The organism is Colwellia sp. MB3u-55 (genome assembly GCF_014076785.1).
In the GTDB taxonomy this organism is placed as follows: domain Bacteria; phylum Pseudomonadota; class Gammaproteobacteria; order Enterobacterales; family Alteromonadaceae; genus Colwellia_A.
In genome coordinates this window covers 63,904-87,726 of the sequence record NZ_JACGUS010000120.1, presented here as the reverse complement: position 1 = coordinate 87,726, position 23,823 = coordinate 63,904, and the positions used below count along the sequence as shown (strand labels likewise).

Annotated in this window: 22 protein-coding genes; 5 read left to right on the top strand and 17 right to left on the bottom strand. The window is 37.3% G+C overall.

The annotated features are described in order from the left end of the window. Positions 1-32: 32 nt before the first annotated feature. The 3 genes from ubiD to trxA all read right to left on the bottom strand — a co-directional run bounded on the left by ubiD (position 33) and on the right by trxA (position 3,465). Positions 33-1,535 (bottom strand): 4-hydroxy-3-polyprenylbenzoate decarboxylase, encoded by a 1,503-nt coding sequence (gene ubiD, locus H4J66_RS15835; RefSeq protein WP_182175939.1) that lies wholly within the window; start codon positions 1,533-1,535, stop codon positions 33-35. A 129-nt stretch (positions 1,536-1,664) separates the two neighbouring features. Continuing rightward, positions 1,665-2,924: a transcription termination factor Rho gene (gene rho, locus H4J66_RS15830; RefSeq protein ID WP_070375345.1), complete on the bottom strand. Its 1,260-nt coding sequence runs from the start codon at positions 2,922-2,924 to the stop codon at positions 1,665-1,667. A 214-nt stretch (positions 2,925-3,138) separates the two neighbouring features. Further along, positions 3,139-3,465: a thioredoxin TrxA gene (trxA, locus tag H4J66_RS15825; RefSeq protein WP_070375344.1), complete on the bottom strand. Its 327-nt coding sequence runs from the start codon at positions 3,463-3,465 to the stop codon at positions 3,139-3,141. Between the two features lie 177 nt (positions 3,466-3,642). On the opposite strand from trxA, the gene rhlB reads away from it, so the two are divergent. Together rhlB and H4J66_RS15815 are read left to right on the top strand one after the other, a co-directional pair. Beyond that, on the top strand, positions 3,643-4,905 hold the full coding sequence (rhlB, locus tag H4J66_RS15820) for an ATP-dependent RNA helicase RhlB (protein WP_070375343.1): 1,263 nt from the start codon (positions 3,643-3,645) through the stop codon (positions 4,903-4,905). A 6-nt stretch (positions 4,906-4,911) separates the two neighbouring features. Then, positions 4,912-6,450, top strand: a complete 1,539-nt coding sequence (locus H4J66_RS15815; RefSeq protein ID WP_182175938.1) for a guanosine-5'-triphosphate,3'-diphosphate pyrophosphatase — start codon at positions 4,912-4,914, stop codon at positions 6,448-6,450. Between the two features lie 72 nt (positions 6,451-6,522). Here the strand turns inward: H4J66_RS15815 and H4J66_RS15810 are convergent, their stop codons facing one another. The 8 genes from H4J66_RS15810 to tatA all read right to left on the bottom strand — a co-directional run bounded on the left by H4J66_RS15810 (position 6,523) and on the right by tatA (position 12,120). Beyond that, the gene (locus H4J66_RS15810) at positions 6,523-7,374 is read right to left on the bottom strand and encodes a DMT family transporter (protein WP_182175937.1); all 852 of its coding nucleotides are present in this window, start codon (positions 7,372-7,374) and stop codon (positions 6,523-6,525) included. A gap of 155 nt (positions 7,375-7,529) precedes the next feature. Continuing rightward, on the bottom strand, positions 7,530-8,549 hold the full coding sequence (gene hemB, locus H4J66_RS15805) for a porphobilinogen synthase (protein ID WP_182175936.1): 1,020 nt from the start codon (positions 8,547-8,549) through the stop codon (positions 7,530-7,532). Positions 8,550-8,587: 38 nt separating this feature from the next. Further along, entirely contained in the window at positions 8,588-9,295 is a 708-nt protein-coding gene (locus tag H4J66_RS15800) for a GGDEF domain-containing protein (RefSeq protein ID WP_259368511.1), read from the bottom strand. A 131-nt stretch (positions 9,296-9,426) separates the two neighbouring features. Continuing rightward, on the bottom strand, positions 9,427-10,215 hold the full coding sequence (locus tag H4J66_RS15795; protein ID WP_182175934.1) for a TatD family hydrolase: 789 nt from the start codon (positions 10,213-10,215) through the stop codon (positions 9,427-9,429). 6 nt (positions 10,216-10,221) lie between these two features. Further along, the gene (locus H4J66_RS15790; RefSeq protein ID WP_182175933.1) at positions 10,222-10,698 is read right to left on the bottom strand and encodes a hypothetical protein; all 477 of its coding nucleotides are present in this window, start codon (positions 10,696-10,698) and stop codon (positions 10,222-10,224) included. Further along, positions 10,698-11,453, bottom strand: a complete 756-nt coding sequence (gene tatC, locus H4J66_RS15785) for a twin-arginine translocase subunit TatC (protein ID WP_182175932.1) — start codon at positions 11,451-11,453, stop codon at positions 10,698-10,700. The genes H4J66_RS15790 and tatC overlap by 1 nt, the downstream gene beginning before the upstream one ends. Before the next feature lie 4 nt (positions 11,454-11,457). After that, entirely contained in the window at positions 11,458-11,877 is a 420-nt protein-coding gene (gene tatB, locus H4J66_RS15780) for a Sec-independent protein translocase protein TatB (RefSeq protein WP_182175931.1), read from the bottom strand. 3 nt (positions 11,878-11,880) lie between these two features. Further along, the gene (gene tatA, locus H4J66_RS15775; protein ID WP_182175930.1) at positions 11,881-12,120 is read right to left on the bottom strand and encodes a Sec-independent protein translocase subunit TatA; all 240 of its coding nucleotides are present in this window, start codon (positions 12,118-12,120) and stop codon (positions 11,881-11,883) included. A gap of 92 nt (positions 12,121-12,212) precedes the next feature. On the opposite strand from tatA, the gene H4J66_RS15770 reads away from it, so the two are divergent. Further along, entirely contained in the window at positions 12,213-13,235 is a 1,023-nt protein-coding gene (locus H4J66_RS15770) for a hypothetical protein (RefSeq protein WP_182175929.1), read from the top strand. A gap of 18 nt (positions 13,236-13,253) precedes the next feature. Here H4J66_RS15770 and H4J66_RS15765 read toward each other — a convergent pair whose 3' ends face one another. Then, positions 13,254-15,887, bottom strand: a complete 2,634-nt coding sequence (locus H4J66_RS15765; RefSeq protein WP_182175928.1) for an EAL domain-containing protein — start codon at positions 15,885-15,887, stop codon at positions 13,254-13,256. Between the two features lie 288 nt (positions 15,888-16,175). Next, on the bottom strand, positions 16,176-17,039 hold the full coding sequence (gene rpoH, locus H4J66_RS15760; RefSeq protein ID WP_182175927.1) for an RNA polymerase sigma factor RpoH: 864 nt from the start codon (positions 17,037-17,039) through the stop codon (positions 16,176-16,178). Between the two features lie 315 nt (positions 17,040-17,354). Between rpoH and H4J66_RS15755 the strand changes: the two genes are divergently transcribed. Next, a complete protein-coding gene (locus tag H4J66_RS15755) occupies positions 17,355-18,572 on the top strand; it encodes an EAL and HDOD domain-containing protein (protein WP_259368512.1) in 1,218 nt (405 codons plus the stop codon). Between the two features lie 21 nt (positions 18,573-18,593). Here the strand turns inward: H4J66_RS15755 and ftsX are convergent, their stop codons facing one another. From ftsX to ftsY, 3 genes are all read right to left on the bottom strand, one after another. Beyond that, a complete protein-coding gene (ftsX, locus tag H4J66_RS15750) occupies positions 18,594-19,580 on the bottom strand; it encodes a permease-like cell division protein FtsX (RefSeq protein WP_404842779.1) in 987 nt (328 codons plus the stop codon). Then, complete coding sequence (gene ftsE / locus H4J66_RS15745; RefSeq protein ID WP_182175925.1) at positions 19,564-20,262, bottom strand: cell division ATP-binding protein FtsE; 699 nt, start codon at positions 20,260-20,262, stop codon at positions 19,564-19,566. The genes ftsX and ftsE overlap by 17 nt, the downstream gene beginning before the upstream one ends. 70 nt (positions 20,263-20,332) lie before the next feature. Then, positions 20,333-21,484: a signal recognition particle-docking protein FtsY gene (ftsY, locus tag H4J66_RS15740; RefSeq protein WP_182175924.1), complete on the bottom strand. Its 1,152-nt coding sequence runs from the start codon at positions 21,482-21,484 to the stop codon at positions 20,333-20,335. Positions 21,485-21,600: 116 nt separating this feature from the next. On the opposite strand from ftsY, the gene rsmD reads away from it, so the two are divergent. Next, positions 21,601-22,185: a 16S rRNA (guanine(966)-N(2))-methyltransferase RsmD gene (gene rsmD / locus H4J66_RS15735; RefSeq protein ID WP_182175923.1), complete on the top strand. Its 585-nt coding sequence runs from the start codon at positions 21,601-21,603 to the stop codon at positions 22,183-22,185. A gap of 63 nt (positions 22,186-22,248) precedes the next feature. On the opposite strand, the gene H4J66_RS15730 is transcribed toward rsmD, so the two are convergent. Continuing rightward, on the bottom strand, positions 22,249-23,817 hold the full coding sequence (locus H4J66_RS15730) for a serine hydrolase (RefSeq protein ID WP_182175922.1): 1,569 nt from the start codon (positions 23,815-23,817) through the stop codon (positions 22,249-22,251). Between the last annotated feature and the right edge of the window lie 6 nt (positions 23,818-23,823).

Genomic DNA, 23,823 nt, shown 5'->3' with positions numbered 1-23,823 from the left:
CAGTTCCTAAAACATGTTCAGGATAACAGTTACTAATTCTTTTTATCAGTTGTTGGAAATATATTAAGTTCATCCCAAATATTATCAACATCTGTTTTAACTTCTTCGCTCATCACAATAGGTTCACCCCATTCGCGATTTGTTTCACCTGGCCATTTATTTGTTGCATCCATACCCATTTTTGAACCTAAACCAGATACAGGAGATGCAAAGTCTAAATAATCAATCGGTGTATTTTCAATTAATACCGTATCTCGACTTGGATCCATCCGCGTGGTCATTGCCCAAATTACGTCTTTCCAATCACGAGCATTAATATCATCATCACAAACAATAACGAACTTAGTATACATAAATTGACGTAAAAAAGACCAAACACCCATCATTACCCGTTTTGCATGTCCAGCATATTGCTTTTTAATAGTAACAATCGCCAAACGATATGAACAACCTTCAGGTGGTAGATAGAAATCCTGAATTTCAGGAAATTGTTTCTGTAAAATAGGCACAAACACCTCATTTAATGCCACACCTAAAATGGCGGGTTCATCCGGCGGGCGGCCAGTATAAGTACTGTGATAAATAGGGTCTTTACGATGGGTAATATGAGTTACCGTCATCACAGGGAAGTTATCAACCTCATTATAGTAACCGGTGTGATCACCGTATGGCCCTTCTGGAGCAACTTCAGCAGGGTCTAGATAACCTTCTAAAATAATCTCAGCAGTCGCAGGTACTTCTAAATCGTTACTAATACATTTAGCCACTTCTGTTTTAGCACCACGTAGTAAGCCAGCAAAAGCATACTCTGACAAGGTATCAGGAACAGGTGTTACTGCGCCTAAAATAGTGGCCGGATCTGCACCTAAAGCAACAGAAATAGGGTATTTTTCACCTGGATGAGTTTGCTTAAATTCTTGAAAATCTAATGCGCCACCACGATGAGATAACCAACGCATAATAATTTTATTTTTACTGATTAATTGCTGTCGATAAATACCTAAATTTTGACGTTCTTTATGAGGACCTCGTGTAACCGTTAACCCCCAAGTAATTAAAGGAGCAACATCTCCTGGCCAACATTTTTGAATAGGTAGTTTATTTAAATCTACATCGGCACCCTCAACAATAACTTGCTGACACAACGGCTTTTTAATCATTTTTACCGGCATATTTAGGACTTGCTTATAAACCGGAATTTTACTAATCGCATCACGAAAACCTTTAGGAGGTTCAGGCTCTTTTAACATGGCAAGTAATTTACCAACATCACGTAAAGCACGTACATTAGGTTGTCCCATAGCCAAAGCAACACGATCAGGCGTACCAAACAAATTAGTTAGTACTGGCATCCCATGTGGTACACCATTTTTGTCAACGGGGTTTTCAAATAATAACGCTGGCCCCTGAGCACGTAGCGTACGGTCACTGATTTCGGTCATCGTTAAATCTGTAGAAATAGGCTGGGGAATACGCTTGAGCTGGCCTATTTTTTCTAACTGTTTTATAAAATCTCTTAAGTCACTATATTTCATAAATTTAAATCACTCTTCCACTTAATAGTTTGACAATGTTTTAAGCAAAAACGCCAGCTGTTATTGCTAACGCTGGCGTTTATGTACAGGATCTCGCAATCACACAGATGTGCATAAGCGACCAATAAACTATTTACGTTTCATAGAATCAAAGAATTCGTTATTCGTTTTAGTCATTGCTAGTTTATCGATAAGAAACTCAATTGCACCGACTTCGTCCATTTCATGAACGATTTTACGTAAAATCCACATTTTCTGTAATTCTGCAGGTTTAGTGATCAATTCTTCACGACGAGTACCACTACGATTAATATTAATCGCCGGGAAAACGCGCTTTTCAGACACTTTACGAGAAAGGTGTAATTCCATGTTACCGGTACCTTTAAACTCTTCGTAAATAACTTCGTCCATTTTAGAGCCGGTTTCAACTAGAGCTGTCGCTATAATCGTTAAACTACCACCGTGCTCAATATTACGCGCGGCACCAAAAAAGCGTTTTGGACGGTGTAAAGCATTGGCATCAACACCACCGGTAAGAATTTTACCTGATGATGGAATAACCGTATTATAAGCTCGAGCTAAACGTGTGATTGAGTCAAGTAAAATAACAACATCTTTTTTATGTTCAACTAAACGCTTCGCTTTTTCAATAACCATTTCAGCTACTTGTACATGGCGGTTTGCTGGTTCATCGAACGTTGATGCAATAACTTCGCCTTTTACCAAGCGCTGCATCTCTGTTACTTCTTCTGGACGTTCATCGATAAGCAATACCATTAACTCGGCATCAGGATGGTTATGAGCAATACTTTGCGCAATATTTTGTAGTAATAATGTTTTACCCGCTTTCGGTGGAGCAACAATTAAACCACGTTGCCCTTTACCAATTGGAGAAGCCAAATCTAAAACACGTGCGGTAATATCTTCAGTTGAACCATTACCGCGTTCCATAATTAAGCGTTCATCAGGATGAATTGGGGTTAAATTTTCAAAGAGTATTTTGTTGCGAACATTTTCTGGCTTGTCGAAATTAACTTCTGCTACTTTTAATAACGCGAAATAACGTTCACCTTTTTTAGGTGGACGAATTTTTCCGTGAATAGTATCTCCGGTACGCATACTGAAACGGCGAATTTGACTCGGTGAAACATAAATATCATCAGGTCCCGCTAGGTATGAGGAGTCTGAAGAACGCAAAAAACCAAAGCCGTCTTGTAAAATTTCTAGAACACCGCCACCAAAAATATCATTATCGTTTTCGGCATGGGCATTTAATATAGCAAAAATTATGTCTTGTTTACGATTGCGGCCTAAATTATCAAGCTTCATAGATGCGGCAAGCTCGACAAGTTCGCTTATTGGTTTTTCTTTAAGTTCGATCAGGTTCATAGTGGGGTTCTTTAACTATTTATATTGAAGTGAGTTTGCCTGTTGGCATCATTGAAATTGGAGTTTGGTTTGAAATGTGGTTCATTAGAAAGCTAAATTTAGCACTAAAATTTAATCAGGTAAAGGATCAAAATTTGATCTATGGCTTTCTTCTTTAATTAATAAGCTAATATATACAAAAAAGGCTCGTAAATACGAACCTTTTTTTGAAAACTTATAAATTATTATCAATAAACTCTTTTAATTGAGTTTTAGATAATGCGCCGACCTTAGTATCAGCGACTGCGCCATCTTTAAATAACAATAACGTAGGAATACCACGAATACCGTATTTAGGTGGAGTAATTGAATTTTGATCGATATTTAATTTACCAACAGTTACTTGACCTGCATATTCTTCTGCAATGTCATTTAATAAAGGTGCAATCATTTTACAAGGACCACACCATTCAGCCCAAAAATCGACTAATATAAGGCCTGAGGCGGTAATTACGTCAGTATCAAAACTGTCGTCTGTTAACTGAACAATTCTATCGCTCATTTCTATCTCCGTTAAATGGTGGCATTATGCCAATTGATAGGGATTATAACGCCATCATTATGAATTACCAACTTTGATCTTATAACTGTTGGCTATTTCTAACATTAATTGAGTATTTATGAATACATTTACTCGATACCGTTTTTTATTAACTATATAACCTGTTAAGCTGTGCGCATGAATAAAACACACTTAACTGAAACTAAGTTCTCTGAACTTAACCTCGACACTAAAGTTGTCGCAGGTCTTGACGCTATGGGCTTTGAGTATTGCACTTCAATTCAAGAGCAATCTTTACCCATTTTATTGAAAGGTACTGATATTGCAGGCCAAGCACAAACAGGCGAAGGTAAAACAATCGCCTTTTTAGCTGCAACCTTTCATCACTTATTACAAAAGCCAGATCCAAAGCATAATCAACCTCGTGCCTTAATCATGGCACCAACACGTGAATTAGCGGTACAAATTCACCGTGATGCTAAAGAAATGGCAAAAAGCACCGGCTTACGCTTAGGCGTAGTTTATGGTGGTGAAGGCTATGAAAGCCAGCGCTTAGAGCTTGAAGCTGGTGTAGATATTCTTATTGGTACCTGTGGTCGTTTGCTCGATTACATGAAACAAGGTATTTATAACCTAAACAATATTGAAGTTGTTGTGCTTGATGAAGCCGACCGAATGTTTGATCTAGGTTTCATTAAAGATATCAGATATATGTTTAATCGTATGCCTGCCGCCACAGCACGTTTAAGCATGTTATTTTCAGCAACCTTATCTTTTCGTGTAAAAGAACTTGCATTTGAACACATGAATGAGCCAGAAAGTGTTGAAATCGCGCCAGAACAAAAAACAAACACTCGAATTTCTGAAGAATTATTTTATCCTTCTAACGAAGATAAAATGGCTTTGTTACAAACATTAATTGAAGAAGAATGGCCTGAAAAAGCGATCATCTTTGCCAATACCAAGCATGTTTGTGAAAAAGTTTATTCACATTTAGAAATTGATAACATCCGCGTTGGTTTATTAACTGGCGATGTACCTCAGAAGAAACGTTTAAAAATTCTTGAACAATTTAGTGCCGGTGAATTAGATATCTTAGTTGCCACTGATGTAGCCGCGCGCGGTTTGCATATTCCTAGCGTAAGTCATGTATTTAATTATGATTTACCTGATGATTGTGAAGATTATGTACATCGTATAGGCCGTACTGGCCGTGCTGGTGCAACAGGTCATGCTATTAGTTTCGCATGTGAAGGCTATGTTTTTAACTTACCTCCAATCGAAACCTATATTGAACATGCCTTGCCGGTAAGTAAATATAATCAAGATGCATTATTAACTGATTTTCCTACTCCTAAGCCTCGTCCTCGTCGCCATAAGCCTCAAAATGGTGGACAAAATCGTGGCAGAACGGGTGGAAACAACCAGCGTCGCCACTAGATGACTATGACGATCACCCATACTGAGATTTCCACACCTCTTTATGCGGTGATCGATTTAGGTTCAAACAGCTTTCATATGTTGATCACCCGACAGCTAGCCAATAGCGTTCAGGTGGTTGATAAAGTTAAACGTAAAGTTCGTTTAGCCTCCGGTTTAAATTCAGACAACCAACTAAGCCAAGCCGCAATTGCCCGAGGCCTTGAATGTTTAAGCTTTTTTGCTGAACGGCTGCAAGATATCCCTCAAAAAAACGTCCGTATTGTCGCGACTGCAACCCTGCGTCTTGCTAAAAATCGTGAAGAATTTTTAACACAAGCTAATAAAATTTTGGGACAAAAAATAAAGCTACTCAGTGGCAAACAAGAAGCCAAAAATATTTATTTAGGGGTAGCACATACCAGTTGTGGCGCTAAACAACGCTTTGTAATTGATATTGGCGGCGCAAGTACTGAGCTTATTTTAGGTGATGGTTTTGAAACTAAGCAAGTCGAAAGCTTAAATATTGGCTGTGTCACTTTTAATAGCGGTTATTTCTCTGATAATAAATTAACGGCTGAAAATTTTACTCTTGCTATAGCTGCAGCAAAAAAAGTAATCTTTCCTTTGGTCGAGCGTTTTAAAGAAACGGGTTGGAAGTTAGTGTTAAGTGGCTCTGGCACCATGCAAGCCCTGACAGAAATGCAACAATTTAACCATAAGAGCACTGGTGTTAATCTGCTTTTTTTACAGACTGTTCAACAACAGTTAATACAATGTAAAACAATCAGTGAAATTAAGATTGCTGGGCTTAGCCAAGAAAGATCGCCCGTTATAGCCAGTGGCGTCGCTATTTTAATTGCCGTCATTGAAAGCTTTAACATTGAAAACATTCAGTTATCAAGTGGTGCTTTACGTGAAGGTTTACTTTACAGCATGCTGCCTAAAAAGGTAGATATGAGTATCCGTCAAAGTACGATTAATTCTCTCACTGAAAAATTTCATATTGATAATCAACATTCTGCACGAATTCAAAAACAAGCGACAAGTTTATTTCACACCTATAAAGAAACTTGGTCATTAGATGAAGAAAACAGCTTAGCATTATTAAATGCTGCCTGTGAATTACATGAAATTGGTTTGTTATTAGAATTTAAGCAGCATCAGCAGCATGGTGCCTACATATTACAACACGCTGACTTACCTGGGTTTAATCAAATTGAACGACAATTACTAGTCACCTTGGTCAGGTTACACAAAGGTGATATTGATGTCGATTTGCTAGAAAACCAAACGGCAGTAAATTTTCAGCAAGCCAGCTACCTGTTAGTTATTTTACGTTTAGCCATCATTTTATGTCGACGTCGCAAAGATGATGCTTTACCCGAATATCAAACCACTATTATTAAAAGTACCCGTGATGACATTATCAATTTATGTTTACCGACGACTTGGCTTGCTGCACACCCACTTATCGCTGACGAACTGCTCCAAGAAAGTGCTCACTTAACACAGCTTCATTTATCACTTAACATATTTTGTGAGACTCAAGAAGCCCTTAAATAACCATTCATTTATTGTTTGATATCTACTCTGTGAAGCTCAATAACATAGTTAAATATCAATATTTAGTGATGATTAACTATTGGTTTTAGATGCCCAAAGATTGGTAAAAATAACAATACTGCCACCAATCACCATCATAAGCGTTATTTGTTCACCTAAAAGAAAATACGCAGCTATAGAACCGTAGATAGGCTCTAAACTTACCGCGATACTTGCTGTTTGCGCTTTAACTACCTTTAGAGAATGATTAAATAATGTATGAGCAACTGCCGTAAAAAGAACACCTAAAATAATTAATACCGACAGCTGCTGGTAAGATATGGTGATCGGATATAAAAACATTAAGGGTAATAAACATACCGTAGCACAGGCGTTTTGATAAAAGGCCACTTTTTTAGCCGATGTTTTGGCAACAAACTTTCGATTTAACAGTGTTAATAAAGCAAAACTCATTGCCGATGTCATTCCCCATATAACACCATCGATATCCCCTGCACTTAAATGGTCAAGTGGTAGAATAAATAAGATACCAACAACCGTGAGTAAAGCTTGCAATAACGCCTTATAATGGAATTTTTCTTTAAACAACATAGGTTCGAGAAAACTAACAAAGACAGGAAAAGTTGCAAAAGTGATCAAGCCAATTGCGACACTTGATACCTGAATAGCATAAAAGAAACTCCCCCAATGAAAAGCTAAAACCAAACCGGTAAAAGCAAGCGGCAATAGTAGTGACTTTTCAACCCTTAGAGACTGCTTTCTAATCAGTAAAACAAAAATCGCAATAGTTGCCGCGGCAAAAGCAGCACGGCCAAAAACAATATGGCTGGCTGGCATATTTAGCCACTTAGCAAAAAGACCCGATATAGCGAAAAGTAACACCGCACTATGCAGTGAAAATAATGACTGTTTGTGACTGGGCATTAATGCTCGACTTAGTAAAATTAAACAAGCTATCCTACCAGCTAAAACACCTGAGCTAATAGAATAAGTCGTTTGCCTATATATTTTTACTATCTACTTATAGCATTGCAAAGTAAGATTTTTACAATCAGCGCCCTTAAGATCGGGCGATAACATTATTGTTCCTTTAACCAGTAAGCCACTTTTTTAGCAAAGTAAGTTAAAATACCATCGGCGCCCGCACGTTTAAAAGCGAGTAACCCTTCCATAACACAAGGTTTTTCAGCTAACCAGCCATTTTGAATGGCTGCCATGTGCATTGCATATTCGCCACTCACCTGATAAGCATATGTTGGTACTTGGAAAGTATCTTTTACTCGGCGCACAATATCTAAATAAGGCATACCCGGTTTTACCATGACCATATCTGCACCTTCGGCGATGTCTTGAGCAACTTCATGTAATGCTTCATCACTGTTTGCTGGGTCCATTTGATATGAGAATTTATTACCGCCTTTAATGTTACTTGCAGAGCCAACAGCATCACGAAAAGGACCATAATAATTAGAAGCATATTTTGCTGAATAAGCTAAAATTCGCGTGTTTACAAAACCATGTTTTTCTAATTCTTGACGAATTGCCCCAACACGACCATCCATCATATCTGAAGGGGCAACCACATCGGCACCCGCTTGAGCATGAGACAACGCCTGCTTAACTAAAATTTCTTTGGTAATGTCATTTAATACGTAACCCTCATCTTTACCCTTTATGCCAAGAATGCCATCTTGTCCATGGGTCGTAAAAGGGTCAAGAGCAACATCGGTTATTACCCCTAATTCAGGAAACTTTGCTTTAAGAGCACGAACAGTACGTTGAGCTAATCCTTCAGGGTTATAGGCTTCTTCAGCCATTAATGACTTTTTATTTGCTGGAGTGACAGGAAATATAGCAATGGCAGGAATACCTAAATCAACCAGTTCTTGCGCTTCTTCTAATAATAAATCAATACTTACACGTTCAACTCCAGGCATAGAAGCTATAGCTTCGCGCTGATTTTCGCCATCAAGAACAAAAACCGGATAAATTAAATCATTAACGGTTAATTGATTTTCTGACATTAAGCGACGCGAAAAATCATCACGGCGCATGCGGCGCATTCTGCGGGCAGGAAATTGCCCAAAAGCGTTACTCATAAAATTTTCCTATATAAATAAAGTTGATAAGTTAGCGGTTAACTATCGCTAGCTTTGACAAAGTCTTGTTGTCTCACTTGATTGCGGCCATTATGTTTTGCTTGATATAAGGCTTGATCTGCTGCGGCAAAGAGATGCTCGGCTTGAACATCTTTTTGTTGTAAATAAGTGCTAACGCCACAGCTAATGGTTAGACTTATGATAGTGTTATTGTAGCTAACCTGACAGCTAGCAATACTTTCCCTTAATTCTTCAGCCAGTGCTAATGCCCCTTGGCTATCTGTTTCAGGCAAAATTAAACAAAATTCTTCACCGCCATAACGACAACTGATGTCTGCACTTCTTCGCAAGCAACTTTTAATGCAAGCAGCCACTACGATTAAACATTCATCACCGGCTAAGTGACCATAAGTATCATTCACTTTTTTAAAATGATCTATATCAATAATCACTAAGCTCAAGGGCGTTAAGTTACGGCGACTACGTCGATATTCAGCGAGTATTTTTTGATCATAAAATCTCCGGTTATACAAACCGGTAAGGTCGTCTAACGTATTCTTTTCTTCTAGCTCTTTATTAACTTCTTCGAGTTCTTGCAAAGCAATATTGAGCTCTAAAGTACGCTCTTGTACTTTACTTTCAAGCTCATCGTTATCTTGAACTTCATTTTCAACGTGCTGATCTGCTGCATTGCTAGCAAGAGAGTTTTTAGTGTTTTTATCTTGTGAAAATACTAAAAACGCCATAAAGAGAGCCATAATTAATAACAATAAGGTCATCGATGAAAATAGCATAACCAACTGAATTATCGATAAAATTACCACTAATATTGTAACAATAAAAAGGTAAGAAGTTGACCGATTAAAGAGTGAGATCATTAACACTCACCTAAGTTGAAAACTTTTCGCGCATTTTCACTGGTGGCATTAATAATGTCGTCGCTATGGCATTGGTACAATTGAGCAAGCTTTTCTATGACGTAAGGTAAATAGCTTGGTTCATTGCGACTGCTTTTGGGTTTAGGCTTAATGCTTCTAGGTGTTAAATATGGCGCATCTGTTTCAATCATCAACCTATCTAATGGAATTGATGGAATAAGCGCTTGTAATGGTTCTCCACGACGTTCGTCGCACACCCATCCGGTAATACCAATATACATACCAGCTGATAAGCATTGATTTAACTCATTTTCATTACCGGTAAAGCAATGAGAAACCATAGCAGGCACAGTGTTTAAATAAGGAGATAGTAATTGAAACCAGACAGGGAAAGCATCCCGTTGATGTAGAAAAAGTGGTAATTGAAGTTCTGCAGCTAATGATATTTGTTCAGCAAACACTTTTTTTTGTTGCTTTGGCGTAGAAAAATTACGGTTAAAATCTAAGCCACATTCACCAATCGCTTTTACCGCTTTATTTTTAGCTAATAATCGAATGTCATCTAAATAGTTATCACTGACATTATCGGCATCATGGGGATGTATACCCGCTGTGGTATAAAGATAATCTGGATATTGTGCAGATAATTCTAAAGCTTTATGACTTTCAGCGATATTAGTTCCGGTAACTAACATCGCCCTAATACCGGCAGATTTAGCCCGCGCGATTAATTCATCACGGTCTTTATCAAAACGTGCATTCGTTAAATTTACACCAACGTCTATCATATTATATTATTTAATTCGCTTTACACGGATAGCTCTATTGGTATTGATTTTTTTCAAAAAAAATGAACCTAACATGCCTGCAGATATTTCGACATTATCTTCTTTTTTCAGTCGCAATGTAATAGTGTCATTTTGTTTCCACACTTGGCCATTCTCGAAATGTATTGTTAATTTTTTTCTAATGCTTTTATTGATTTTTGCAACGGTATAAATGACTTTTTCTAAATTGTACCCACTGTCTTGTTGTTTTTTCTTCTCAATTTTATCACCACCAAAACGTGCTTCTTTTTGAACTTGTGTAGGAGATTCTTTTATTTCGACTGTATTTTTAGAAGTAAGTGATAATCTATCAAAACAGCTTAGGCGCGATAAATCATCTTGAACTTTAACACATTGCTCTAATTCATTACTTAATGTTTTAGCATAGCTACTGGTTGAAAAAACAAGCAATATGGTGATTAATATACCAATCTTTTTTAGCATTATTCAGTTTCCTTGTATTGATGATCAGTTTGTTTTTTCTGGTAAATAGACGCTATAAAAACGCCTAATTCAAATAATAACAGCATGGGTACTGCCAATAATGTTTGTGAAATAATGTCAGGCGGTGTTAACAACATACCAACCACAAAAGCACCAACAACAACATAGGGTCTTTTTGCACGCAAACTGTCGGGATCCGTAAAACCGGTCCAACACAGTAAAATAATAACAATGGGTATTTCAAAAACTATCCCAAAGGCAAAAAATAATTTTAGAACAAAATCTAAATAACTGGTAATGTCAGTGGCAATATTTACCCCTTCAGGGGCTACAGAAGTAAAAAAAGCAAAAATTATTGGGAAAACCACATAATAGACAAAAGCAATACCCCCATAAAATAGCAAAGTGCTGCCGAACATCAGTGGAATAACTAAGCGTTTTTCATTCTTGTATAAGCCAGGCGCGACAAAAGCCCAAATTTGATAAAGAATAAAGGGCATGGCAATAAAAATAGAAAGTACCATGGTTAATTTAAAAGGAGCAAAGAAAGAAGAGGCAACATCGGTTGCGATCATTTGTCCCCCTTCAGGTAAGGTTTCCATTAAGGGTTTAGAAACATATTCATAAATTTCATTAGCGAAATAGAATAAGCCTAAAAAGACAACCAAAACGCCTACCACAACGTTCAACAATCGGCTGCGTAATTCGAGTAAATGATCAAATAAAGTATAACTACTTGCTGGAGATGGATTCATGGTGTTACTTTTTATTTTCTTGTGAAGATGAAAGGTTAGCAGTGACTGCTGCTTCTTCAGTCACCTTATCATTTTTTTCAATATTTTCTGAGACAATACTTTGTGAGTCAACTTTTTCAGGCTCTTTATCTAATTGATAAGGACGATTGACCATCTCAGCAGCTTCTTTTAATGTTTTTAATGATTCAGCAATCTCAGGTGATAGATTTTTCATATCCGCTTGTTCAGCTTTCTTCAAATTAGCATGTAATTCTTGTATGCGTAATTCTTCGGTAAGCTCGGTTTTTACACTATCACTAAATTTACGAACACCACTTATCCAACCGCGCACCGTTCTAATCGCAACAGGTAAGCGTTCTGGACCTAAAACGATCATACCTATTATCGCAATCAGCGACAGCTCCCAAAAGCCAATATCAAACATCGCTTACGCCTGATCTTTTTCTTTTGTTTTTACTTTCTCTTCGGTGTCGGTAGTAACAGACTTATCAGCAATATTTTCTGCACTTTCTTCTTCCTTTTTAGCGTTACTATCTGTCATAGCATTTTTAAAACCTTTAACCGCAGAGCCTAAATCTCCACCTAGATTACGTAATTTTTTTGTACCAAATAACAACACTATAATGACCGCAACAATTAATAATTGCCAAATACCCATATTTCCCATGATAAACCCCTATTATTTACAATGGATTCATTATAAAGTTTTAAAATGAAAAATCATCCTTTGATAGACAAAATAATGCGATAGGACAAACTTTGCAGAAAAAGCACCTTATTTATCTGAGTTGCTTGTTGATGATCAGCATTACCTTCACTACTTTTCAGAGTAATGCTAGACAAGATCAAAACATGGACAGTGACACTGAAAAGCAAATAGTAAAACCTATCAAACATCCACAAAGGCATGTTGTGCCCACTCTTGTGCCCGATGACTGGGGTCAAGACGTACACGACACCATCGCTAATTCCGTTTATCAATCGGCTACTTGGTTTGATAGTTTTTTTACCGATATTGATAGCCAACAAATTGAACCTAAAGCAACAGCCAAAATACGTTTTGGCTGGATACCCAAAGCACGTCATTTGGCGGAGCTTGACTCTCGTTTTCGATTAAAAATAAAGTTACCTCACTTTAAAGACAAGATGAGCTTGATTCTTTCCGATGAGGATGACGTTGAAGATGGCCAATTACCCCTCGATGGCATCGGTACTCAGCCAGAAATAAATGAAGAAAGCTTTGCCGCGGCCTTACGTTATGTGGTTAAAAAGAAGAGCGATAGCTTAGTCGATACTCGATTAGGAATTTCAGGCGGTGATATTTTTATAAAGATACGTAAGCGCAAGTTGTATACCTTCAATGAAAAGCACGGTTTTAAAGTTGAACCTTCAACGTATTACTTCTTAGGTGATGGTCTTGGAGCCAAGTTATTTCTTGAATATAATTATCAATATAATGAAAAATCACAATACAGGGTCAATTATACTATTCGCGGCTCTGAATCATTTAGTGGCATCCGATGGAAACACGGCTTTTATCAATTAAACCAATTAGATTCAACAACAGCCTCCGTTGTTGGTTTGCAAGTTGAAGGTGAGCGTAATGGTCAATATGGTTTTTTTACCGACAAATATACACTGAGTTATCGTTATCGATTCAATGCACTAGAAAAATGGTTGTTTTTTGAAGTAGAACCATTTTTAGAGTGGTCAAAAGAGGATAACTACACCACCACACCCGGAATTGCGCTACGCATCGAAGGTTTTTTTAGTAAAATATGATTAATTGTTAAAGAAAAATTAGGCACTAACTTTAACGATAACCTCACTTTCGGTTATTATTCGTGGCATTTTTATTGGTCGACTAATATGAAAGCCCTGACCAAATTCACAACCGGCGTTCTGTAACTTTTTCAACATTTCCTCTGACTCGATTCCTTCAGCGACTAAATGGTAGCCAAAGTTACTGCCCAAATCATGCAAAGCCTTCACTAACGACAGATTTTTATTATTAGTATTTAGCGTACGAACAAAACTTCTGTCTAATTTGATAAATTCAAACGGGTAGTTGTGTAAGAAGTTTAATGACGATGAACCCGCGCCGTAATCATCTAGAGCGAGTTTAACCCCAAAATCTTTTAATCGACGTAAGTTCTTCAGGGCTAATTCACTTTGTTGGGCAAATGCAGATTCATTAAATTCAAGAATTAAACGGTGAGGCTCTATAGCTGCGTCTTTAATTTGTTTGATCAACTTATTGAGCTGATTCGCTTGAACTAAATGACGTCCCGATAAATTAATACCAATAAAAGCATTAAAATACTCAGTATTTTGTTGCCAGCTTTTTAATTGTTGACTAACTTCTTTAATAACCCAAGCTTCGATGTCTAATATCATGCCAGTTTCTTCGGCCATATATAAAAATTCGCTTGGCGTTAATAAACCTTTAGTTGGATGCTGCCAACGTAATAAGGCTTCAAAACCAATGGTATTCGTTAACGTTAAGTTGGATATTTGCTGATAATGCAGTTCAAATTGACTCTCGGTAATAGCAATTCGTAATTCTTGCTCTAAAGTCATACTGGCTATCAGTTTTTCTCGCATGCTTTCATCAAAAAAGACATAACGACCACGACCTAAGTTTTTAGCTTGGTACATAGCGGCATCAGCATCACGTAAAATTTCATGAGAATCCTTATAATGACTGCTACATTGCGCAATACCTATACTGGCATTCGAGTAAAGTGTATGACCACCTAAACTGAAGGGTTTGGCAATAGCGGTAATAATGCGAGAGGCAACTTCTTCAATATCATATTGACATTGTAGTGAATCAAGCAAAATAACAAATTCATCTCCCCCTAAACGCGCTAAAATATCATTATCTCTAACACAGTCTTGTAATCTTAGTGCTATCTCAATAAGAAACTCATCTCCAGCATGATGTCCCAATGTATCGTTAATCATTTTAAAGCGATCTAAATCGATAAATAACACCGCAAAGCGTTGATCTGGATGACGCTTTAAATGTCGTAATGCATAGCTCAATCGGTCTGAAAACATCGCTCTATTGGGTAATTTTGTTAGGCCGTCGTGATGTGCTTCATAGTAAAGTTGCGCTTCTGCTTTTCGTCTCTCATCAATTTGCATACGCAAATTTAAATTACTCGCTTGTAACTCTTGGGTACGTTGATTAACCGTATTTTCTAATTTTTCATGGTGTTTTTTTATTTCGGCTTGCGAACGCTTACGTAAAATAGCGGTATCAACGTGCTGGCTAATAAAACGTATTAAAGTTAGGTCACTTTGTTGATAGGCTTGCGAATCTTGGTAATGCTGAATAGCTAAAATGCCGAATATCTTACCGTCTTCCATTAATGGAGCAGCAAGCCATGCTTGTGGCATTTTATTTTTAGGATAATCTATCGTCAGCGCTTCACTCGTTATTTCGCCTTGCTCAGATAAATAAAAGACTTCATCTTCGGTAATTAATGTCGGTGCAACAGCATTCATCGCTAATTCTGTCAGCCCAAAGCCTAACATTCGAGGCAGAGGTGTATGCACTTTTTCATCGTCATAATAGGGAAAAGTCACAATAGAACTATCTTTGTTATCACCCGTGTCTAACAAGGCAATATATAAGTTTTTTGCTGGTAATAAAGTATTGATTTCTTGATGGATAGCTCGATAGAAGCAATCAATATCTTGTGAATTAGCCGTAATTTCTGAAATTGATAGTAAGGCTTTATGCATTTTTACCGCTTTCTTACGCTCAGCAATTTCAACTTGTAGCTGCTTATTCATTTCGGTTAGCGTTTCAGTACGCTGTAAAATACTTTGCTCTAGTAGTTCACGACTACGTACACGATCAATAGCGGTCACTAAATGCAAGGCAATAAATTCAAGCAACTGACAATCATATTCATCAAAGTAAAGTTTATCATCGTAACTTTGTAATGCCAGAACACCAATAACCTGACTGCCACGTCTAAGGGGAACACCAAGCCAATCAACACAGGATGAACCATACAGAAAAATATCAACTGATTTTGCTAATGCGAGGCGTTCTTTAGCCGAGCAATGCATCGGCTTTTCACTTTCAAAAACCATACCTGTTAAGCACTTTCGCCAGTCAGCAACTTTTAAATGATCATGTAAACGAATTTCTTCAGGGTTGTGGCAATGAGCAAGCTCAAGGTTATCTTTTGAATTGATCAGGGTGATATGAAAACTATCGGTAATTAGTAATGTTTTAATCACCGATTTAAGCTCAGCATAAAAGGCTGCCATATCGGTTACTGTGCTTGCCAATTCAGACAACTGCAACAAACCCGACTGCATGGTTTTAACCTGCCGATACTTTTTAAGTAGAGACTTTAATTTGGGAAGCTGACGTAATGCCAGAATGTCTTCCTTTGCCTTTAATTCCGTCAAGGCGATTCCATAATTAGTTATTAGTATTATTTTTAAGCGGTTAGTCTACCAAATTAATACCACTTGGCTAGTACCTTATTTGAATTGATAAGATCAATACAGTATATGCCTATTTTTTGTACACTATAATTTACGAGTTACGCAACGTTTACCGAAAAGAGATGAAAGACCGTTAATGATTAACATAAGCAAGCTAGTATCAGTGCTCAAAAGAGAAAATCTACAAAAAGCAGACATAAAAAAACCGACATAAATCGGTTTTTTTTTGGTACAGACATGATCCAATAACTAAGCAGCCATTGAACCTTTAAGTTTATTAAGGGCATTTTTTTCTAGCTGTCTGACACGCTCTGCAGAAATATGATACTTGTTAGCTAAATCTTGTAACGTCGTTTTATCTTCAGTTAACCAACGGGTTCTTATAATATCTTGGCTGCGTTCATCAAGAATGACTAAAGCATTAGATAAACGCTTATTAGCATGAGAAGAGTGATCTTCATCTTCAACCTGAACAGCGAGATCTGACTGATGATCTTCAAGATATAAGGCTGGAGAGTAACCTCCACCAGCAGAATTATCAACATCGTCAGATGACAGCTCAAAAGCCTGATCTTGATTACTCATTCTAGATTCCATCTCTAAAACATCTTTAGGCGTAACACCTAGAGTCTCTGCAACATTATTAATTTCGTCGTTACTGAACCAACCTAAACGTTTTTTGTTTTTACGAAGGTTAAAAAACAATTTACGTTGTGCCTTGGTTGTTGCCACTTTAACAATACGCCAATTACGTAACACAAACTCATGAATCTCAGCTTTTATCCAATGAACAGCAAACGACACTAAGCGTACACCCACTTCCGGGTTAAAACGCTTAACAGCTTTCATTAAACCAACGTTACCTTCTTGAATTAAATCAGCTTGAGGTAAACCATAACCTGCATAACCTTTTGCTACATGAATAACAAATCGTAAATGCGACATAATAAGCTCTTGTGCCGCTTGTAAATCATTTTCTGAATATAAACGAGTGGCGAGTTCATTCTCACGCTGTGCTGTAAGCATAGGAATGCCATAAGCAGACTGCATGTAAGATTCAATACTACCGCTACGTGGAACTGTTAGCGCCATTGATTGTATCGGTTTACTCATTTTAAAAACCCCTCTTTATCGCTCTTTAATAATTCTTAAATAATTTTTTAACTTTCTGGCTCGCTATAATAGCATACATCGATCGTGTAGGCGAGCAACGAACCACACATTACCTTACAACACAAGACGAAACAACTCAGTCAAGTAGATTTATCTGTTTTTTTTGTGTACATTTGTTAAAATAAAAGCATCAGAAAACACTTAAAATTTACAAAACAATATCTTAGCTTTTGTATCAAGATGTAATTTAGCAAGGATGTGGCTATTACTTTATGTATTTAAGTAACTTATAAATGAATTTTAGAGGGTTATAATTTGTACTCATACGTTGCTCGTCAACCCATCTTAGATATTAAACAAAATGTTGTTGCCTATGAATTGCTTTTTCGTGATGGTAAAAGTAACAGTTTTCCTGATATTGATCCTAATCAAGCCACATCTAACATACTAACTAATAACCATTTAAGCTTAGGTATAGAACAAGTCACTGGTGATCTACCCGCATATATTAACTTTCATGCTAATACTTTGATTTTTCACTTCCCAAGCTTCCTTGATCCCAAAAATGTGGTATTAGAAATTTTAGAAGACGTTCCGGTAACCCCTGAGCTATTAGCTGCTTGCCAGTCACTTCATGAGAAGGGTTATAAATTAGCCTTAGATGATTTTGACTTTGATGAAAAGTGGGCTCCATTTTACCCTATCATAGACATTATCAAAATTGATGTCCTTCAGTTTTCTATTCTAGAAATTAGCAAGCTGGTCAGAGAACTTGCCAGGCTAAACGTAACACTATTAGCTGAAAAAGTAGAAACTTTACAACAATTTGAACAATTAAAAATGCTGGGATTTACACTTTTTCAAGGTTATTTTTTTGCAAAACCAGAAATACTAAAACAGCGAAAAATCACCACGGCAAAACAAAATATCCTCGAACTGATCAGCCAAGCAAGCCAAGTAGAATTAAACATTAACAAAATCAGTGAAATTTTTGCCGTTGACCCCGGCTTAACCTATAAATTACTGCGTTTTATCAATAGTCCTACTTATGGTAGTAGCCAAGAAATAACATCGTTAAAACATGCTCTTGCTTATATTGGACAAGTTGAACTGAAAAAATTTATCGCGTTGCTTGCGCTGTCAGATTTAAGCTCAGATAAAAATCCAGAAATTATGCGTCTTTCTTTAGCACGAGCTAAGTTTTGTGAAAAAATCGCCCTTTGCCGCTTTGAAAGTGAAAATCCGCCTAAAGCTTTTCTCACCGGTATATTATCGTTAATCGATGGTATTATAGACCATGATTTAGAATATGTATTAGGTGTGTTACCTATTCATCAAGGCATAAAATCGGCATTAAGAAGCGAGCAGTGTGACCTTGGAGATTACTTGTCATTAGTAAAAAACATTGAACAAGGCTTATGGGTAAAGGGTGAAGAAATTGCCAAGAGAATTACTTTAGAGAGTGAACTTTGTTTTCAAGCTTATAAAGACTCACTGTCATGGGCAGACGAAATGATCGCCTGTGGAACTTAAATCGACATTTAGTAGACTTTATTAATCAGCGGTAGGCTCTATGGTACGAATATGCTTACGCACTGAAATATAACTTCCTGATAAACCGAGTATAACGGCAAATAATATCAGTGTCATCGCTTCTGAAAAGCTTAAACCACTTATAATAAAGTTACTCTGATATAAGTGGGTTAATTCAGAGAGAGCCCCCGATAAATATTTAGCGAGCAGAGCCACACATAACCAAGAGACCACACCCCCCAAAATACCATACCAAAGGCCCGCATATAAAAAAGGACGCTGAATAAAGCTATCCGTCGCGCCAACAAGTTTCATCACAGCAATCGCATCTTTTTGATTTAAAATAGCTAAGCGTATAGTGTTGCCAATAATGAGCACCACAGACAGACACAGTAATGCACCGATACCTACCACGATATCTTCAATAAGTTTAGCAATAGCTTCTAATCGAGAAAGCCATTCAAGGTCTAATTTTCCTTGCTGAACCTCTCGTTCTTTTTCTAGCTTCAATAATAACTCTCCAGCCGCCTGTGTTTGGCTAGCACGCGTTGTTGGGGTCACTAACAGTGTTGCTGGTAGGGGGTTTTTATCTAAATATTCTAGCGCCTGTCCAAAACCAGATAAGGTTTTAAACTCTTGTAAAGCCTGCTCTGCTGAAATATAAGTAACGTTGGCAACTTCAGGATAAAGTTCAATTCGGTGAACTAAGTTTTGTGCCGCTTTGTCAGTCACTGACAATTTCAAAAATAAACTAATTTCTGAGGCGGTGTCCCACTGTTCACTGATGGCTTTAGCATTTTTGACAAATAAATGTAACGTAGCGGGTAAGGTCAAACTGATACCTAAAACCAAAACCGTCATTATTGAGGTGAAAGGGGTACGCCATAAATCACCTAAACTACCTACGGCTTGTTGAACATGTCGAATTAATCTATCTGTTATTTTTGCTGCAAAATTTAATTTCTGCGACGGTTGGCCAAAACGGGTAGGTTTATTCATTATTTTCATGCTTAACTTGTAAACCTTCAACGATACCATCGGTGATCATTGAACCTTGTTTAAGCGTCAGCGTTCTATATTTCATTCTAGCAATTAGCCCCAGATCGTGTGTAGCTATAAGTACGGTAACGCCAAAATCATTAAATTCTTCAAACAAGCGAATAATATCTAAGGAAAGTTTAGGATCTAAATTCCCGGTTGGCTCATCAGCAAGCAAGATTAATGGCTTATTCACTAATGCTCTGGCAATGCCAACTCGCTGCTGCTCTCCACCTGACAACATATTAGGAAAACAACGTAACTTATCGCTCAAATGGACTTTATCTAGCGCTGCTTCCACACGTTTTCGCGTTTCCTTATGGCTATACCCTTCTATAACTAGAGGTAATGCAACATTATCGAAAATAGTTCTGTCCATTAATAGATTATGGTTTTGAAAAATCATCCCTATTTTTCGACGAGCATAGGGAATATCTTTATACTTTATATTTGATATTTCACTACCGTTAATTTGGATTTTACCACTGGTCGGCTTTTCCATTAAGCTCATTAGCTTTAAGAGTGTACTTTTCCCCGCTCCTGAATGTCCGGTTAAAAATGCCATTTCACCCGCTGCCAATTCAAAACTAACATTTTTAAGTGCTAAAAAGCCACCGGGATAGGTTTTACTGACATTGTTAAAGTGGATCATAAAATGGCCATACTCTTATTTTTATTATTCTTCACATCGTGTAGCGGACATCAGAACTATACCGTAAATCTTAGCTATCTTGGGTAAATAATGCATCAATAAAATCATCGCCGTTAAATGGACGTAAGTCATCAATGCCTTCACCGACGCCTAAATAGCGGATAGGAATCGCATTTTTATCGGCAATAGCAAAGACAACACCACCTTTAGCCGTACCATCAAGCTTGGTTAATGTTAGTCCCGTCAAACCAACCGCTTCATTAAATAATTTTGTTTGGCTTAACGCATTCTGTCCAGTGCCTGCATCTAAAGTTAACATCACTTCATGAGGTGCTTTATCATCGATCTTTTTCATGACACGGACAACTTTTTTCAATTCATCCATTAAGTGACTTTTGTTCTGCAGCCGGCCAGCAGTATCGGCAATGAGTACATCAACACCACGGGCTTTTGCGGCACTAATCGCATCAAAAATAACAGAAGCACTGTCTGCGCCTGTATGCTGGGCAATAACAGGAATATCGTTGCGCTCGCCCCACACTTGTAATTGCTCAACCGCCGCGGCTCTAAACGTGTCACCAGCCGCTAGCATGACCGATTTACCTTCAGCTTGAAATTTTTTCGCTAATTTACCAATAGTGGTGGTTTTTCCAACCCCATTAACACCAACCATTAAGATAACGAAAGGACCTGAATCATTATTAATCTCTAACGGTACACTTACTGGCTCAATAATTTTCTTTAACTCTTCTTTGAGTAAATCATACAAAGCTTCAGCATTTTTAAGTTGTTTACGTGATGCACTTTCTGTAAGTGATTTTATAATTTTTGTGGTCGTTTCAATACCCACATCCGCTAACAGCAAATGGGTTTCGAGTTCTTCAAATAACTCGTCATCAATTTTTTTACCACTCAATAACGTAAATATTCCACCACCAATATTTTGGCGTGTTTTAGTGAGTCCTTGCTTTAATCGAGCAAAAAAACCAGCCTTAGCTGCTGGCTCTGGCTCTGGCTCTGGCTCTGCAAGAATATTGTCGACAACAACGTCATCGATTACAAGGCTTTCACTTTGAATTTCTTCAACATTCTCTGCGATCTTTTCTTCAGAAACATCAAGTGTTTCTACTGATGTTTCAACAACATCTGTAACTTCTTCAACAGCTTCTTCTTGCTGACGTCCCAAACCTAACCAGGAAAATAGACCTTTTTTCTTCGACATAACAATAAATTCTTCTCTGAACCATCATTTTGATGGCAATAGTTCACTAAACAAGGATAAAATCCTCGCTATAGTAGCACCTAAAAACAATACAAAAAACAAAAGCTGAGTAAGATATGAACAAACAACGTAAACAATCAGCAAAACCTAACAATAAAGGCAGTATTCGTATTATTGGCGGATCACACCGTGGTCGAAAGCTGCCTGTTTTAATGGCAGAAGGTTTAAGACCGACCACAGATAGAGTAAAAGAAACTGTCTTTAATTGGTTAATGCCTTTTATTCAAGACAGTCTCTGTTTAGATTGCTTTGCTGGCTCTGGTGGTTTGGGTTTTGAGGCGTTATCACGAGGGGCAAGCCATGTTAGCTTCGTAGAATTAAACAAAGCGGCGGCTCAGCAATTACTTGAAAACCAACGTTTACTAAAATCGTCTAATATCTCGATAGTAAATAGCGATGTGCTGATTTTCATTGAAAAAAACATCAAAAAATTTGATATTGTTTTTATTGATCCGCCTTTTCGCAAAAATTTAGTGGAGCAAACGGCCAAACAATTAGACCAACATAGTTTGGCTGACAACGCATTAATTTATGTAGAAATGGAAAGTGAAGACAATAATCAACAGCTGCCCACTAATTGGACACTATTAAAAGAAAAAATAGCCGGACAAGTCGTTTATCGTTTATATCAAAAAATGTAAGCTTGGTTAATCGTTGGGAGTTAACTTTAAAATCCCCCCAGCTTAATATTATCAATAAAACGCTTACTGCTTAGGTTTGAGCTTTAAGTCATGAAAATCAAAGCTAAAATCAGTTGCGCGCGACACAGCTTGCATAATTACCTCGTTAATTGAACCGTCGGGATTCAGATTAAAATTAACAAAAGCATCTGCTTCCAAGGTTCTATCATCCCAACGCACAATAAATGTATTATGTTGATAATGCTCTAATACACCGTGTAGTGCGGGTGTATGACCAAACTGCATGCTTAACGCATTATTTGCATAGTTAATCGCAATATCACCGTACCAATTATCTTGATAGGTTTGTGCATAAGCTTTTAAAGGTAAAGAATGACGGGAATTTTTATCAACATTACTGGCAGCTTCTGCTAAACGATTTTTTTCTACACTTTTTCGTTGCTCACTCATCGTCTCATAAAAATCCACCCAGTCTTTTTCAGGCAAGTCTAAATATTCATTTAATATTTGATGATAAATCGCATTAAAAGCATATCCGGATTGCTGATTGGTTAAAATAACCATCGCTAAGTTTTCTTCTGGAACTAAGACAACTTTAGAGACCATACCTAGAATACCGCCACTGTGATGAACTAACTTTACACCGTGGTAATCATTTAAAAACCAACCTAGACCATAACCTGAAAAATGAGTTTTATCATTTTTTATCGCGGTAGCTGATACCGGTAATATTGTTCGCATTTGCCACATATTGTGGCTTTGAAGTTCACTAAAAAGTTTTTTGTTATCACCATAACCGCCTTCGTTTAACTGCGCTTTGAGCCATAAAGACATATCATTAACACTTGAGGCAACAGATCCCGCTGAAGAAAACTGTTCTAAGAAGTTACCGCCAACCACATTTAACTTGCCATCTAACGGAACATGAGCACGAGCAACATTTTTGTTGTTTATTGAAATCAGTGAAAACTTTGCTTTAGTATTCTTCATCCCTAACGGCTTAAAAATAGTTTCTTTAATATTTTCTTGCCAAGTTTTACCGGTAACTTTTGCGATGATCTCGCCGGCAATAACATACATTAAATTATCGTAAGCGAATTCACTGCGAAAACTTGAAACCTCGGGTAAATGCTTTATGCCTTTAATAATATCTTTGTTGGTTAACGTTGTACCAGGCCAAATCATCAGGTCGCCTGCACCTAAACCTAAACCACTGTTGTGTGATAATAAATCGAGTAAAGTAAACTCGCGAGTCACGTAAGCGTTTGGCATTTGAAACTCAGGAAGTATATCAATAACTCTTGTTTGCCATGTCAATTTCCCTTGATCCACCAAATTGGCTAGTAACGCCGCGGTCATCGCCTTAGTGTTAGAAGCAATACCAAAAAGAGTATCGCCATTAACCTTATTATTTTTACCATATTCCGTTAAACCGAAACCTTTACTCATCACCACTTTATTATCTTTGATAATAGCAACAGCAACACCTGGTACTTGAAAAGTATTCATTGCCTTATTAATCGATTTTTCGATATTTTGATTTTTTTGTTCGAGCGTACTTGCCGGATTAGCAAAAGCTAATGAGGCAAATAGATAGGCTAGCGTCATCAAAATAGTGTGAAATAATTTCATCTTTTA

What these genes read in the sequence shown, in the direction of transcription:
- ubiD (WP_182175939.1), bottom strand. Translation starts at nt 1,535, where the DNA reads ATGAAATATAGTGACTTAAGAGATTTTATAAAACAGTTAGAAAAAATA.
- rho (WP_070375345.1), bottom strand. Translation starts at nt 2,924, where the DNA reads ATGAACCTGATCGAACTTAAAGAAAAACCAATAAGCGAACTTGTCGAG.
- trxA (WP_070375344.1), bottom strand. Translation starts at nt 3,465, where the DNA reads ATGAGCGATAGAATTGTTCAGTTAACAGACGACAGTTTTGATACTGAC.
- rhlB (WP_070375343.1), top strand. Translation starts at nt 3,643, where the DNA reads ATGAATAAAACACACTTAACTGAAACTAAGTTCTCTGAACTTAACCTC.
- H4J66_RS15815 (WP_182175938.1), top strand. Translation starts at nt 4,912, where the DNA reads ATGACGATCACCCATACTGAGATTTCCACACCTCTTTATGCGGTGATC.
- H4J66_RS15810 (WP_182175937.1), bottom strand. Translation starts at nt 7,374, where the DNA reads ATGCCCAGTCACAAACAGTCATTATTTTCACTGCATAGTGCGGTGTTA.
- hemB (WP_182175936.1), bottom strand. Translation starts at nt 8,549, where the DNA reads ATGAGTAACGCTTTTGGGCAATTTCCTGCCCGCAGAATGCGCCGCATG.
- H4J66_RS15800 (WP_259368511.1), bottom strand. Translation starts at nt 9,295, where the DNA reads ATGGCGTTTTTAGTATTTTCACAAGATAAAAACACTAAAAACTCTCTT.
- H4J66_RS15795 (WP_182175934.1), bottom strand. Translation starts at nt 10,215, where the DNA reads ATGATAGACGTTGGTGTAAATTTAACGAATGCACGTTTTGATAAAGAC.
- H4J66_RS15790 (WP_182175933.1), bottom strand. Translation starts at nt 10,698, where the DNA reads ATGCTAAAAAAGATTGGTATATTAATCACCATATTGCTTGTTTTTTCA.
- tatC (WP_182175932.1), bottom strand. Translation starts at nt 11,453, where the DNA reads ATGAATCCATCTCCAGCAAGTAGTTATACTTTATTTGATCATTTACTC.
- tatB (WP_182175931.1), bottom strand. Translation starts at nt 11,877, where the DNA reads ATGTTTGATATTGGCTTTTGGGAGCTGTCGCTGATTGCGATAATAGGT.
- tatA (WP_182175930.1), bottom strand. Translation starts at nt 12,120, where the DNA reads ATGGGAAATATGGGTATTTGGCAATTATTAATTGTTGCGGTCATTATA.
- rpoH (WP_182175927.1), bottom strand. Translation starts at nt 17,039, where the DNA reads ATGAGTAAACCGATACAATCAATGGCGCTAACAGTTCCACGTAGCGGT.
- ftsX (WP_404842779.1), bottom strand. Translation starts at nt 19,580, where the DNA reads ATGAAAATAATGAATAAACCTACCCGTTTTGGCCAACCGTCGCAGAAA.
- ftsE (WP_182175925.1), bottom strand. Translation starts at nt 20,262, where the DNA reads ATGATCCACTTTAACAATGTCAGTAAAACCTATCCCGGTGGCTTTTTA.
- ftsY (WP_182175924.1), bottom strand. Translation starts at nt 21,484, where the DNA reads ATGTCGAAGAAAAAAGGTCTATTTTCCTGGTTAGGTTTGGGACGTCAG.
- rsmD (WP_182175923.1), top strand. Translation starts at nt 21,601, where the DNA reads ATGAACAAACAACGTAAACAATCAGCAAAACCTAACAATAAAGGCAGT.
- H4J66_RS15730 (WP_182175922.1), bottom strand. Translation starts at nt 23,817, where the DNA reads ATGAAATTATTTCACACTATTTTGATGACGCTAGCCTATCTATTTGCC.